Here is a 13,386-nt window from a genome sequence, read left to right on the forward strand (position 1 = left end):
CTCTTCGCCCACTGGGCATGGACACCGCGCTTCTGGTGATCAGGATGACAAGAGCCGTGTAACGGGAGACTGTTACGCACGGTTCTGTGGGAGCCCGGGGGTGAAATCCCCCCGGGCGACCCGACTTGGGCGCCGAACGGCCTGACGCGGGCCTGGCCGAGGTTGCCTCCGCTGCCGGTGTGTCGCCACGTCACGTACGGCGTCTCATTGCCACCGAGCCCGACTCACATGATCAAGTCACGAAGTACGGCTGCCCTAGTAGGCGCATGCCTCGACCGCCGTTCTGCGCCGGAGCCGAAACGTGGCAGGCCAGGTGCAGGCAACCGTCCATCGGACTGTTGCACTTGGACATTTGCAGGCGAAGATGCGCATTCAGTCGGAGCGGGGTAGCGGCCACCACTTCCATCTGACAACATCGCCCGCAACCCAGTGATCTGGTTCGATGAGGGAGGGCAAATTGACCCTGTCGTCCGCTGTTCGCACGGTTGATAGATCCTTATTGAGGGTCGAGGTCGACGGGCCGACGAGGGCCTTGTTCGAGACGCCGTGGACCGCGCATATCCGATACTCGCCCAAGTACGGCCGTTCGAGCTCGACCAAGGAGATGTGGGCGCTCGAACTCGCGTCCCTGAACTCGCTCAATGCTGGCGTGGAGTCGGTCGGCGGCCGCGAGCGCGAGCGCTTCACCATCGCGGCGGGCGAGCTCGTGATCTTCGACTGCACCGAACCGTCGGACGCCCGTTGGGCGGCACTGCTGGGGCCGTGGCACTTCGCGCACGCGCTCTTCTATGAGCCGCAGTGGCGGACGTCGGACATCGTCGAGACGTTCAGCAGGCTGCAGTGGACTGACACGCCGGAGGGCATGACGGCGCAGCCGGGCAAGGCTCATGCCCTCGAGCGCTCGGTCTACCTCAACGAGGTCCCCGGCGTGGGGACACTGTTCGTTGAGAGCAAGAAGGTCGCGAGCCGACAGGTGCCGCAGTGGAAGGGTTACAGCGCCGAGGCGGGGGAGATCTGGCGGCTCGCCAAGCCTCCGACCGGTGAACTGGAGCCACTGCTCTACGTCACGGAGAGCGCGGTGGCGACGCTGTCACCGTGGAGCCGGACGACCTCAGCGCAGTCCCTCGACACCGCCTTCGACTTCCTGAAATCGATCAAGCGCATCGACTGGGCGGCATGATCGGATGGACCCGGTAGTCGGAATCATCATCCTTCTCACCGTGTTCGTCCTGCTGCTGTTCGCGGCCGGGGCGGGGCTCTACCGCCGGGTGCGCGAGCTCGAACTGGCCGTCTATCAGGGTATTGGGCAAAATCTGGTCGGAACGAATACTGCGAATGCGCTGCAACCGCTGGCGACCAAGGGCAAGACGACGGTGATTGTGAAGGTGAACCGTCGTTGCCCGGTTTGCGACGATCTTCTCGGCGGCGTCGCGCGTATAGCCCCTGGGCTTGGAAACAGCATCCAGCTGACCGTGCTCTCGGATGACCCTCAATTCGGCAAGCCGCTGCCCGAGAACGTGCGCGTTGTCAAGGACGCCGACGCCTGGCGGGCCCTGACCGTGCCGTACGTGCCCGCGGTAGTCGTCGTCAGCGCGGATGGCGTGGTGCTTCACACCGAGCCGGGTGGCTCCGTCGAATCGTTCGAGGCCACCGTGGAACGCGCCGCAACCATCGGAAAGGAGACCGTACGATGACAGACGTCAGCCGGAGCCGGGTGATGGAACTGGTACCCAGCGCCGTCGAAGCTCCCGCTTCGTTCGAGCCGACGAGGATGATAGACAAGCGGTCGGAGATGAGCCGGCGACGGCTGCTCGGCATCGTTTCCGGTGCCGCAGTCGCATCCGGTCTCGGCGTCCTCGACCTCTTCCCGTGGTCGCGGCCGAAGGGCGCGTTCGCGGCCGCCTACACGGAGCACGGCGACTGCCGCGGTTACTACCACTCGAGTACGATCTGCTATCCGTCGACCGCCCTTTACAGCGGCAACTGCTCGGGGTCGTGGCACCGCAACGACGGATCCTCCGGAACCTGCTACAACTTCCGGTACACGCACGACCCGTCCAGCTGTGACGGTCACAACGCCTGGCGCTGGACATCCGGCACCAAACGGAAATGCTCCGACGGCTATTACGAGTACGCCGACTGCGGCGGTGGCCGGGTGTCGCGGTTCTCCATTTGCCGTACGGCCATTTGATCCGACGCATCGATGGAGAAAACCAGCTCCCGATTCGGGGCCCTGGTGCCAGGTTTGGCGGTTCTGGGCGTCTTCGAGACCGCCAGCCTGGCGCTGTCCGCCAAAGGCTATGACGTCGCCGGCTTCACGTGGCTGGTCGCCGCATTAGTGGCCGCCTTCTCGCTGTCCGGATCCGTTTGAAGCCTGAACAGCGCCTGGGCGCTGTCCTCGTCGGTCCGGCGAGGGAGAGACGGATTCGGATTTGTCCTGGGTCTTTTCCTGGGCGGCATCGCCACCGCCCTTGCCCTGGTGGTCGTGGGGTCGGTGCTGCGCGCGCCGATACCCGAGGCCGGACGGCAGTACGCGGTACTGACCGTGGCGGCCGTGCTGATCGTTCGCGAGTTCGGCGTGTTCAAGTTCCCGATCCCGCAGAACGCCCGGCTGGTGCCGCAGTTCGTCACCCGCATCCCGTTCTGGGGCGCGGTGCAGTTCGGTGCGGAGATGGGCACCGGGATGCGGACGTACTCGCCAACGGGGTTGCCGCACATCGTCGTCGCCGCCATCGTGCTTTGGGCGTCGTGGGGTGAGGCGATCGCAGCGGGCACGGGATTCGCGCTCGGACGCGCGCTGATGCTGCTGATCTTCCTCGCGGCTCGGAACAAGGAGGGTGCCGACGCGGCGTTTGAGAAGGGGATGCCACGGCTGCGGCCCGTCTTCGCGACGCTGCTGGCACCCCTGATCGTGATGCTGGTGCTGCTGTGGTAGACGACGCGGCCGGGTGGGTGCGGTACGGCCTCGCCATCACTCTGCTGGTGGCCGCGGGTGCGAAGGCGAAGGATCTCGGGCCGTTCATCGGCAGCCTGCGCACCTACGGCGTGGGCGGACGGGCGGCCACGGTGGCCGCCTCCATGATCATCGTCGTGGAGGTGGCTGCCTCGGCCGTGTCCTTCGGGGCGACGAGCGACGTGGTTGCCGGAATTGCCTGCGCCGTGCTGGGGCTGCTCTTCACCGCGGCGCAGACCTACCTGCTGGCCACCGGTCGGCGCGTGTCCTGCCTCTGCTTCGGTGCGCAGTCCGCCGACCACGTATCGGGGCACACCTGGGCACGGGCAGTCGCCGTGCTGCTGGGTGGTTTGTTCGTCGCCTTCGCCGGCTCACCGGCGAGGGCTACGGATGCGCTCACCGTCGCCGGTGGCGTCCTGCTTTTCGGAGCGGTGGCCATCGCCGACCGGAGCCTGCGTACCCGCAGGCATCAGCTGGTGTGACGCATGAGGATGGCCGGCCCCGCGCGGAGTCGGCCATCCTCATGCGCGGACGATGCTCATCGCGACCTGCTTGAGCGTCTCGACCAGCACCCGGCCATCGCCCATGACGGAGATGACGACTCCGTCGTCGGTCGTGATGACGACGTCGTGGGTGGTGGTCTCGGTCCCCGAGTGGGCCACCAGCTCGGCCCCTCCGACCGGCACGTCGAACGTCTCGAGCGGAGTCCGGCCGGCCGTGCGCGAACCGGCGAGCCATTCGGTGATCAGCTGCGGGCCAGCCGTCGGTGTGGTCAGCTTCGGCCTGAGCACGGTGAGCCACATCGCGGAGCCGCCGTTGGCTCGCTCGTACCGCCGGGTGGTCACGCTGGCGGTCGGATCGCCGGGACCGGGTGCCGTGGCGTCGTCGCGGAGGCGGTTCTCGGCGACGGCAAAGGTGGCGACACTGTCTCGCGGGTCGGCTCGCAAACCCTCCGGCAGGAAACCGATCCGAAAGCCGTCGAGAGGGAGGCCAGCCACGCTGTCCGAGGTGGATGCCGACGCGGCGGGCGGCAGTGTTACGGACGGGCCTGGCCCGGTCACCAGGTTGACGGCCAAGACGATGGCGCCGACGGCGGCGAAGACCCCGGTGGTCAGGGCGGCCGCTCGTGCCGCCCGGCGGCGGCGGACCCCGCGCCGCACCCGGGAGACGAGATCCTCGGTCAGCGGAAGGTCGAAGTCGGCGTCGGCCAGCGCGGCCAACTCATCCGGGCGGTTCTCGGACACGGGATTCACCTCTCTGGGGCCAGACGAGCGCGCAGCGTCGAGAGGCCACGCGACATTTGGGAGCGGACGGTCGCCTCGGTGCAGCCGAGCAGCTGGCCGATCTGGTGGTCGGGCAGGTCGGCGAGGTAGCGCATCGCGATCGCGGCGCGCTGCTTGGGCGGCAGGGACCCAAGGATCTGCCGGATCACCGCGGCGGAATCGACGGCCGCGAGTCCGGGGTCCTCCCTCGCGTTCTCGGGCACCCGTTCGACGGGTATGGCCTTCCGGCGCCGGCGTTCGTTCAGGAAGACGTTGACCATGGTGCGTTGGGCGTACCCGACGGGGTTGCCGTCATTGCGGAGCCGCGACCAGGCCAGGCCCACCCGGATGAGCGTTTCCTGAGTGAGGTCCTCCGCCGCCGCCCGATCGAGCGTCAAGACGTGCGCGAAGCGCAGAAGCCCGGCGCCGGACTCCCGGAGGAACGACTCGAACCCCGAGCCGCGGGACGGAAACCCTGGAACGTTCACAACCTGATTACACGGCAGGGGACCAATTGTGTTGCATTCGCTCCCGAATGCGTGACGCGGCTGGCGCTGGGGGAGCGAATCGGCGAGGTCGGCGCCCCGGGCTGAGCGAGCCCGCCCACGACCCAGGTGCCTTACCGCGGTTGACAGCCCTTGTCGGCTTCAGTTGTGCCCGGCTTGTGCCCGATGAGGCCGCGCAGCACCGTCCGGCGATTGGACCCGGTCGGGGATGAGGACTGCGGGGACATGGCTCCTCCTTCAGGGGCCGCTGACAGCTTTCGCCGTCGGGCATGTCGCTACGCGAGGCTAGAGGAAGATCCGCTCCGGTGGGTGGCCAGTTCGGCGAGCATGCCGTCGCAGCTGCGTACCACGACCTGCGCGCCGCGCCGCTGGGCCAGCCGGAGCGCGGGGTCCTCGGCGCGCTCCTGCCACCGCCACCGCGCGTCGGCGGCGGCCTCCCACAGCCAGGGGGCCGTCGCGTCGGGCGCGACGCCGAGCCGGGCCGCCAGCACGTCGCCGTCCCCGCCGACCAGTCGCCGGGCCTCCTCCGCCGACTCGGCCTCGAAGCCGAGCCGGCCGTCGCGCAGCGCCGCCAGCAGGCGGGACTCCTGGAACTCGTGCGCGCCGGCGAGGATCTGCTCCAGGGTGCCGAGTAGTTCGGCGGTGCCGGGGCCCGGTTCGGCGCGCAGCAGCGTCTCCACCGCGGCCAGCGCCGAGCGGGCCTTGAGCACCTCCCGCCGGTCGACGAACAGGCGGTTGATCGATTCGCGTAGCTCGCCGAGCCCGCTGCGGCGGACCAGTTCGGTGGAGAGGGCCGCGCGGCTGTCGCAGCCGGTGCGGACCAGGGTGGTCGCCAGGCGTACCCCGACCAGGCCGAGCCGGTCCAGCAGTGCGCTGCGGGTCGCCGCGTCCAGCGGGACGGGCGGCTGGCCCCGGCCGAACCGCTCGGCGGAGAGCAGGTACGGCTCCAGCTCGGCGCGCGGCACCTGGGCCAGCGCGGCCAGCGCCGCGAAATCCGACTCCCCGAGCACCCGCCCGGCCAGGCCGAGCAGGCCGCTGCACGGGGCGACGGTGGCACACAGCGCGTCCACGTGCGGCTCCCGGAGGGCCCGCCGGGCGAGCTGGCGGGCGCCGAGCAGCGCGTCGACCCGCCCGCCCCCAGTTTCGTCCACTCTGGACAGCACCAGGATCGCGTGCACCGGCGCGGCCTGCCCGACGCTGCTCTCCCGGGCCGACTCCAGCCCGCGCAGGTCGCCGCCGTGGGTGTCCCTGGTCAGGTAGAGCATCGCGTCGGTCTCCCGCAGCACCCGCTCCAGCACCGGATCCCGGCCGTGCTCGTCGACGCCGAGCGCCGGGGTGTCGACCAGGGTCACCTGGCGCAGCGAGCGGGTCGGCCAGCGCACCACGATGTCGCGCAGCTCGCCGGCCCGCCAACCGGCGAGGTCGACGTGCATGCCGGTGCCCGACCGCAACACGGTCAACCGCTGCGGCGGATGGCTGGTCGAGTACGCGACGGCGTCCGGCTGCGGGCCGTCCTCGTACCAGGTGAAGGCGCTCCCGTCGACCGGTGCCACCTCCTCGCCCATCAGCGCGTTGAGCAGGGTGGACTTGCCGCTGCGCCAGCCGCCGACGACCGCCACCCGCAGCGGCTCGTCCAGCCGGGTCAGCTGGTGTCGCAACCGGTCGGTGGCCCGGGGATCGTCCCGGTAGACGTGCAGCGCCCGCTCCAGCAGGTCACGGACCGCCGCGTCCAGCCGCCACCCGCCGCTCATGCCCGGGGCGCCAGCGGTGCGGGGCGGGCGGCGGCGGCCACCTGCTGCGCCTGCTCGTAGAGGGCGGCCAGCCGGGTCATCCGCTGCCGGATCTCCCGGTGCCGCCGCTCGCGCGCCACCGCGTCGGTGTCGGCGGCCTGCTTGGCGTTGCGCAGCGACTCGACGATGCCCGCCTGCAACTCCTCGGTCAGCGCGCTGAAGTGGTCACGCAGCATCCGCTGTGCCTGGCGGGCCGCGTCCCGGCTGTCCTTGTTCACCCGCACGAAGAAGTCGTCGACGTGCCGCTGGACCGCCATCTTCACCGTGGCCTGGCGGCGGCGCAGCAGCTGTTTGCCCTCGTCGTGGATGCTCTTGCCGCCGAACAGCGCCCCGGCGCCGATCGAGATCGGATTGATCATCGGCATCCCGGCCAGGGTCAGGGCCAAGCCGAACATCAGCAGCCCGCCGTACGAGCCCTTCATGCCCGTGATCACCTTCTGGCTCACGGTGAACCGGTCGACGCTCGGGCGCTCGATCTCCGGCAACGGCTCCCCGGTCTCGGTCGGCACCACCAGCGGCCAGGGCGGCAACGACCCGTGCCCGTAGCGGGTGAACGAATCCGCGACCCGCCGGGCGACCCAGTCGCAGCGCTCGACGAGCCACCGCCGGTTCGCCTCCGCCGCCTCGACCAGGCTGCGCTCCAGCCACTCCTGCACGGTGTCCCAGGCGACCAGCGGGTCGGCGGTCTCGAACGCCTCGTCGATCATCCGCAGGATGTGCCGGGTCCGGTCCCGCAGGTCGTGCTCGACGTCGGAGAGCAGGTCGGCCATCTCGTCGGCCAGCGTGTTCTGCCACCGGATGGAGCAGCGACGCAGCTCGTCGGCCTCCCGCTGGGCGGCGTGCAGCCGCGTCATCGGGCCGGACTCCTCGGCGGAGCGCTGGCTCTCCAGTTCCGCGCGCAGCGGCGCGGCGAGCTGCTCCACCACGGTACGCGCGGTCAGCACCACCGCCGCCCGGGCCAGCACGTCCGGCTTGCCGGTCAGATCCCGCCGCAGGCGGGCGATCAGCGGCGGAAAGCCGGACTCGGCGTTGAGGGCGTGGTCGTCGGTGGCGGCGGCGCGCAGGCGCAGCGCCGCCGACACGGGGATCAGCGACGCCGGCACGCCGGCATCGGCCAGGTGCCGCCGGTTGCGGTCGGCCACCGTACGCCAGTCCGGTACCAGGTCCGTCTTGGTCTGCACCACCACCACGTTGGCATGCGACCGGGTGAGGTGCAGCAACAGGTTGAGCTCGGCGACCGAGAGGTCCCGGGTGGAGTCGGAGACCAGCAGGACGGTGTCCGCGCGGGTGAGCGCGGCGACCGGGGTGGTGGCGCCGGTCGCCGCCAACTCGCCGCTGCCGGGCATGTCGACCAGCACCACGCCCGCGCCGAGCAGCGCCCGGGGCAGACCGATCTCGACGTACGCGGGGCCGGCACCGGGACGGCGACCGGCGGTGCCGGCCACCCCCGCCGCGATCTGCTCGGTCGGCACCGTGGTGCGTTCCAGCGCCCCCGCGACGGCCACCGCTCCCGGCGTCGGCGGCGGCGTCTGCACCACGGTCGCCGTGGCCACCTCCGCGTGCCGCAGCACGGTCGGCAGGACGGTGGTACGCCCGTCGCCGACCGGGCAGACCGGGGCGTTGACGATCGCGTTGACCAGTTGACTCTTGCCCTGGTTGGGCTCGCCGACGACCAGCACGGTCAACGCCGGATCGAGCAGATGGGCCCGCTTGAGCCGGACCGCCTGGAGCAGGTCGCCGCGCCCGTGTTCCTGACACGTACGAGCGATGTCGTCGAGCGCGTCCAGCCAGATCCCCGCTATCACCGCACCAAGTGTGCTGATATCAGCGGAATTAGCAAGAGCTGATTGTCGAGGGTGCCGGGCGCGCCCGCGCCCGGCACCCACACATGGCTGGTGGAGCAGGTCGGTCAGAGCAGACCGTCGGTGAGGCCGAGCAGGCCACCGGTCGAGGTGGACGCCTCGCCGTGGACGTTGGCGTCACTGTGCGTCGAGCTGCTGGTCCCGCCGGTGACCGAGCCGGTCACGCCGCCGGTCACGCCGCCCGTCACGCCGCCGGTCACGCCGGAGAGCAGGCCGTCCACCTGGCCGGTCACCCCGCCGACCGTGGACGGTACGTCGACCGGGGGCACCACGCCGGCGACCCCTTCGTGCAGGCCCAGCCCGCCCAGGGTCTCGTTGACGCCGAGCGAGCCGACCAGGTCACCGACCTGGCTGGTGGTGCCGGGCACCAGGCCCGCCGTGGTGTCGAGCAGCCCGTTACCGGTGGTGTCCACGACGGACAACGGGTCGCCGATCGTGCCGGTGACATCACCGACCACCGGGCCGGTGGTGCTGTCGACCACACTGGTCACGTCGGCGTCCAGGGTGTTCGTCACGTCGTGCACCCCGGTCAGGTCCGCGCCGACCCCATAGGGCGACACCCCCAGGCCGATGCCGGGCAGCAGGTGCGCCCCGGCGGAGACCGTCGCCGGGTCGACGGCGATCGCGCCGAGCACCCCCGCGTTGACGTCCACGCCGCTGTACGAGCTGCTGACCGTGATCTGCTGCGCCACGCTCTGCAGCTGGCCGATCACGTCGGTGGTGTCGCCCACCAGCGGATCCGCGCCGAGCTGGCCGGTCAGCGGGGCCACCGGCGCGAGCCCGTGCACCGGGGCGTAGTCGACCACCAGCGGCACCACGTCCTGCACGTCGGCGGCGGTGATGTCGCCGAGCCCCGCGGCCCGCAGCGCGCCCTCCGGGTCGAGGTCGAAGGCCGACCGCGCGTCGGCGTCGGTGAGCAGGTTGAGCACGAAGTCGTGCAGGGTCTGGTCCATGTTCGTAGGTCTCTCCTCGGACGAAGCGTGAGCGAGCCGGTGATCGCAAACGACGCTACGGTCGGTGAGCGACACCGGTCATCGGGGACGATCCCGCAACCCGACCCGCCCGGTTAGGGGTGTTTACCCTCTCGTACGTTAGGGGGACTGGGGGACAGGCGCCGGCCGAAGTTGGGGCTCCTGATGTCGGAGCGATCTCTGGTACGAACGTAGGAGCCCGCGGGGTACCCCGGGGGCGGTCGCCGGTGCGGCCGAGCCGGTCAAGGAAGAAAGCAGATGCCGTACGTCCTGGGGATGCACATCGGTAACACCAGCACCGTTGCCGCGGTCGCCCGCCGGCAGGACGGCAGCTGGGGTCGACCCGAACCCGTCGCGCTGCGACCCGGACCGGCGCCGCTGTCGTCGACGCTGCTGCGGTCCTCCGACGGGACGTTCACTCTCGGTGATGTCGGTGACGCGAACCGTACCGCTCGCGGAATTCTCGGTCGGGTCGGTGACGACGTGCCCCTGCTGCTGGGCGGCGACCGGTATGCACCACAGACCCTGATCGCGTTGCTCGCCGCCCACGTGGTCGAGTCGGTCCGCGAGTTGGAGGGCGCGGCGGCCGAGGCGATCGTGCTCAGCCACCCCGCCGGGTGGGGGCGGCACCGGCGCGACCTGTTGCAGCACGCCCTGTGGGAACGCGGCCTGGGCGAGGTGGCCCTGCTGCCCCGCACGGTCACCGTGGCCGAGAACCACGCGGCCCGCGGCTTCCCGGGCGGCCTGGCCGCCGTCTACGCCCTCGGCGGTGACACCTTCGAGGCCGCGCTGGTCCGGCGCAACTCCCGTGGCCGGTACGAGACCGTCGGCGTCCCCCAGGGGCTCAGCTGCCTCGGCGGCACCGCCTTCGACGAGGCGCTGGCCGGGCACGTACGCACCGTGCTCGCCCGGGAGCTCGCCGCCGCCGGCCCGGGGGCGGAGGCAACCCTGCGCGGGCTGCCCGCCGAGTGCGCACGGGCCAAACGGGACCTGACCGTCGGCGCGCAGACCGACGTGCAGCTGGTCCTGCCGACCGGCCCCGTGCGGGTACCGGTCAGCAGGTTGCAGTTCGAGGAGCTGATCCGCCCCGCCGTACGGGCCACTGTGGAGCTGCTGCTGCGGGCCGTGCAGGCCGCCGGGCTGACCCCGGCGCGGCTCGACGGGGTGCTGCTCACCGGGGGCTCCAGCCGGATCCCGCTGGTCGCCGAGCTGCTCGCCGCCGCCGGGCTGCCGGTCGAGACGGCACCCGACCCGCAGGCGACCGCCGCCACCGGCGCGGCCGTCGCCGCCGCCCAGATCCGGACGCCCGCGCCACCGCCGGCCGGTCCACCCGCGCCGGCCGCCGGCATCGCCCGTACCGCCGGCGGGATGACCGGCCGCCCGGCCGACGACCAGCCGCCGGGCGACGAACCGCCACCCCGTCCACCGATCCAATTCACCCCGCTGGACCTGCCGAAACCGCCTCGCCGGTCGCTGGTGCGCAGCCGGGGGCGCGAAGGATGACCTCCATGATCATGAGCGGCGTGGCGGAATGCCCGCTGGTGCTCGACGCCGAACCGCGTGCCCTGCTCGACGCGGTCGCGGCGGACCCGACGGGCCCGCTCGCGCTCGGCCTGACCGGTCCCGGCGGCCACGGCCGCACCGCGTACCTGCACGAACTGGCCGGCGTCTACACCCGCGCCGGTGTCACCGTGCAGACCGACGTCCCGGAGCGGGACGTCGACCTCGACCCCGACGCGGTGCTGCTGGTCGACGACGCGCACCTGCTCGACGACGCCCGGCTGCGGACACTGCACGGGCTGGTGGCCGGCCGCCGGCACCGGCTCGCCGTCAGCTACCGGCCGTGGCCCCGGACGGAGGCGCTGGTCGAGCTGACCGACGCACTGCGCCGCGACGGGCGGCTGATCCTGCTCACCCCGTTCGCCCGTGCCCGTACCGCCGCCTACCTCGCCGCCGTTCCCCGGCTCGGCCGGCACCCGGACGTGGTCGACTTCGTGCACACCCAGACCGGCGGCCTGCCCCGGCACGTCGAATGGCTGGTCGGCGCGCTGCGCGAGCACGACCCCACCGCCGGCCTGCCGACGGAACCGCCCCGCCAGGTCGTCCTTCAGTTCGGCCCCGACCTGGAGCACCTCGCCCCCGAGCTGCGGCGGCTGCTGATCGCCCTGGCCGCCGGCGTGCCGCTGCCGGTCGACGTGCTGGCCGCCCTGCTCGACCGCGCGCCGGCCGACGTCGACGAACTGGTCACCGAGATCCGGGCGACCGGGCTGGTCGGCGCGGACGGCCGGCTCACCCCGCTCGTGCGCCGGGCGGTGACCGCGTTGAGCCCGGCCGCCGACCGCACCGAGGTCTGGCGTCGGCTCACCGAGCTCCAGGCGACCCGGGGCGCGCCGGTGCTTCCCCTGGTCCGGTCGCTGCTCGCCGCCGGGGTGGCCGGGGAGTGCCCGGCCGCCACCCTGGAAGCGGCGGCGGAGGAGGCCCTCGCCACCGAACCGGCGCTCGCGGCGCAGCTGTTCGCCACGGCCACCACCGCCGGTCGGCCCGCCGGCGGCCGGCATGCGTGGGCGGCGGCCCTCGCCGGCGACCTCGACCTCGCGCTGCGGCTCTCCGACCGCCTGCTCACCACGGCCCCGCCGGCCGAGCGGGCCGAGGCCGCCCTGGTCGCCGCGACGGCCCTGGCCCACCGGGGGCAGACCGACCGGAGCGTGGAGCTGTACCGGTGGTCCGGCGGCGCCCCCGCCGACGCCTTCGCCGCCGTGGGCGCGCTCGCCACCGCCCGCCCGGTTGCCCGGCCCGACCCGGGCCGCGCCGACCGCGACGACCCACCCACCCTGCACGCCAGCGCCGCCCGGCTGATGGCCGACGGGGTACGCGAAAGCGTCCACGGGCCGCCGGCCGCCGCCCTGTCCACCCTCGTGCAGGCCGCCGCGCTGCTGGAACCCGACGGCCGGGCGGTGCTGCTGCCGGACAGCCCGGCCGCCCTGGCGGCGCTGACCGCGGTGCACTGCGGCGAGCTGGACATCGCCGAAGGGGTCCTCGACCGGGCCCTGTCCAGCGGGACCGGCGGCCCGCTGCTGGCCCCCCGGCACCGGCTGCTGCGGGCCTGGATCCTGATGGTCCGGGGCCGCACCACGGACGCGGCCGAGCAGCTCGCCGAGGTGACCGGCGGCCGACCGCTGGAATCCCGGGACCTGCTCTTCGCCGCCGGGCTGACCCTGGGCATCGCCCGACGCGCCAGCGACCTCGGCGCGCTGCAACGCGGCTGGGTACCCGCGCTGGAGGCGGTGGTCCGCCACCCGGTCGACCTGTTCACCCTCCTCCCGCTCGGCGAACTGGCCATCGCCGGCGCCCGGCTGGGTGACCTGGGCCGGCTACAGCCGTACCTGCGGGCCGCCCGCCAGCTCCTCGACCGGCTCGACGACCCGCCACTGTGGCGTACCCCGCTGCACTGGAGCGGGCTGCACGCGGCCATCCTCACCGAGGACCCGGCCGCCGCCGACCACCACGTCGCCGCCCTGGTCGGCGCCGCCGGACACAGCCGGTACGCCGCCGTGGTGGCCGCCGCCGCCGAGTGCTGGGTGGAGGTGCTGCGCGGCACCGTCGACCCGGTCCGCGTCGAGGCCGCCGCACGCGGCCTGCACGACACCGGCTTGTGCTGGGACGGTGCCCGGCTGGCCGGGCAGGCCGCCATCCGCACCTCGGACCGGCGGGCGATGACCACGCTGCTGGACTGCGCGCGGACGCTCCAGGGCGGTTCCGCGACCGGGGACGGCAAGCCGGCGGCCGGCACCACCGCCCAACGGCTCAGCGACCGGGAGCGCGAAGTGGCCGAACTGGTGGTGGCCGGCCTGACCTACCGGGAGATCGGCGACCGGTTGTTCATCTCGGCCAAGACCGTGGAGCACCACGTGGCGCGAATGCGCGCCCGGCTCAACTGCGCCAACCGCCCCGACCTGCTGGCCCTGCTGCGCACCATCCTCGCCGACCGGTCGAGCAGCACGACCGGACAGCCCTGGCCACAACGGACCGCGCCGTGAGCGCG

13 protein-coding genes are annotated in these 13,386 nt (G+C 72.4%); 8 read left to right on the forward strand and 5 right to left on the reverse strand.

Going from position 1 to position 13,386, the window contains the following annotated elements; all coding sequences use genetic code 11:
- Positions 1 to 457 precede the first annotated feature (457 nt).
- The 6 genes from C1I95_RS08530 to C1I95_RS08550 all read left to right on the forward strand — a co-directional run bounded on the left by C1I95_RS08530 (position 458) and on the right by C1I95_RS08550 (position 3,435).
- The gene (locus C1I95_RS08530; protein WP_146605669.1) at positions 458 to 1,180 is read left to right on the forward strand and encodes a hypothetical protein; all 723 of its coding nucleotides are present in this window, start codon (positions 458 to 460) and stop codon (positions 1,178 to 1,180) included.
- A gap of 40 nt (positions 1,181 to 1,220) precedes the next feature.
- Positions 1,221 to 1,694, forward strand: a complete 474-nt coding sequence (locus C1I95_RS08535; protein ID WP_146605670.1) for a hypothetical protein — start codon at positions 1,221 to 1,223, stop codon at positions 1,692 to 1,694.
- Complete coding sequence (locus C1I95_RS08540; RefSeq protein ID WP_146605671.1) at positions 1,691 to 2,191, forward strand: hypothetical protein; 501 nt, start codon at positions 1,691 to 1,693, stop codon at positions 2,189 to 2,191. The genes C1I95_RS08535 and C1I95_RS08540 overlap by 4 nt, the downstream gene beginning before the upstream one ends.
- Before the next feature lie 12 nt (positions 2,192 to 2,203).
- The gene (locus C1I95_RS35165) at positions 2,204 to 2,371 is read left to right on the forward strand and encodes a hypothetical protein (RefSeq protein WP_158566327.1); all 168 of its coding nucleotides are present in this window, start codon (positions 2,204 to 2,206) and stop codon (positions 2,369 to 2,371) included.
- Positions 2,372 to 2,494: 123 nt separating this feature from the next.
- A complete protein-coding gene (locus tag C1I95_RS08545; protein ID WP_146605672.1) occupies positions 2,495 to 2,935 on the forward strand; it encodes a hypothetical protein in 441 nt (146 codons plus the stop codon).
- The gene (locus C1I95_RS08550) at positions 2,929 to 3,435 is read left to right on the forward strand and encodes a MauE/DoxX family redox-associated membrane protein (RefSeq protein ID WP_111213248.1); all 507 of its coding nucleotides are present in this window, start codon (positions 2,929 to 2,931) and stop codon (positions 3,433 to 3,435) included. Before C1I95_RS08545 ends, C1I95_RS08550 begins: the two co-directional genes overlap by 7 nt.
- 39 nt (positions 3,436 to 3,474) lie before the next feature.
- Here C1I95_RS08550 and C1I95_RS08555 read toward each other — a convergent pair whose 3' ends face one another.
- The 5 genes from C1I95_RS08555 to C1I95_RS08575 form a co-directional block, all read right to left on the reverse strand.
- Positions 3,475 to 4,197: a hypothetical protein gene (locus tag C1I95_RS08555; protein WP_146605673.1), complete on the reverse strand. Its 723-nt coding sequence runs from the start codon at positions 4,195 to 4,197 to the stop codon at positions 3,475 to 3,477.
- 5 nt (positions 4,198 to 4,202) lie between these two features.
- Positions 4,203 to 4,703, reverse strand: coding sequence for a SigE family RNA polymerase sigma factor (locus tag C1I95_RS08560; RefSeq protein WP_111213250.1), 501 nt, complete (start codon positions 4,701 to 4,703; stop codon positions 4,203 to 4,205).
- A gap of 293 nt (positions 4,704 to 4,996) precedes the next feature.
- The gene (locus C1I95_RS08565) at positions 4,997 to 6,472 is read right to left on the reverse strand and encodes a hypothetical protein (protein ID WP_111213251.1); all 1,476 of its coding nucleotides are present in this window, start codon (positions 6,470 to 6,472) and stop codon (positions 4,997 to 4,999) included.
- Positions 6,469 to 8,316 (reverse strand): dynamin family protein, encoded by a 1,848-nt coding sequence (locus C1I95_RS08570; RefSeq protein WP_233513431.1) that lies wholly within the window; start codon positions 8,314 to 8,316, stop codon positions 6,469 to 6,471. The genes C1I95_RS08565 and C1I95_RS08570 overlap by 4 nt, the downstream gene beginning before the upstream one ends.
- 104 nt (positions 8,317 to 8,420) lie before the next feature.
- Positions 8,421 to 9,326 (reverse strand): IniB N-terminal domain-containing protein, encoded by a 906-nt coding sequence (locus tag C1I95_RS08575; protein ID WP_111213252.1) that lies wholly within the window; start codon positions 9,324 to 9,326, stop codon positions 8,421 to 8,423.
- A gap of 276 nt (positions 9,327 to 9,602) precedes the next feature.
- Here C1I95_RS08575 and C1I95_RS08580 point away from each other — a divergent pair, with 276 nt between their 5' ends.
- Both C1I95_RS08580 and C1I95_RS08585 read left to right on the forward strand, forming a co-directional pair.
- A complete protein-coding gene (locus C1I95_RS08580; protein ID WP_111213253.1) occupies positions 9,603 to 10,847 on the forward strand; it encodes an Hsp70 family protein in 1,245 nt (414 codons plus the stop codon).
- A gap of 5 nt (positions 10,848 to 10,852) precedes the next feature.
- Positions 10,853 to 13,381 carry a helix-turn-helix transcriptional regulator gene (locus tag C1I95_RS08585; RefSeq protein WP_199523651.1) on the forward strand — a complete coding sequence of 843 codons (2,529 nt, stop codon included), beginning with the start codon at positions 10,853 to 10,855 and terminating at the stop codon, positions 13,379 to 13,381.
- Positions 13,382 to 13,386 lie beyond the last annotated feature (5 nt).

The organism is Micromonospora craterilacus, from assembly GCF_003236315.1.
Lineage (GTDB): Bacteria > Actinomycetota > Actinomycetes > Mycobacteriales > Micromonosporaceae > Micromonospora > Micromonospora craterilacus.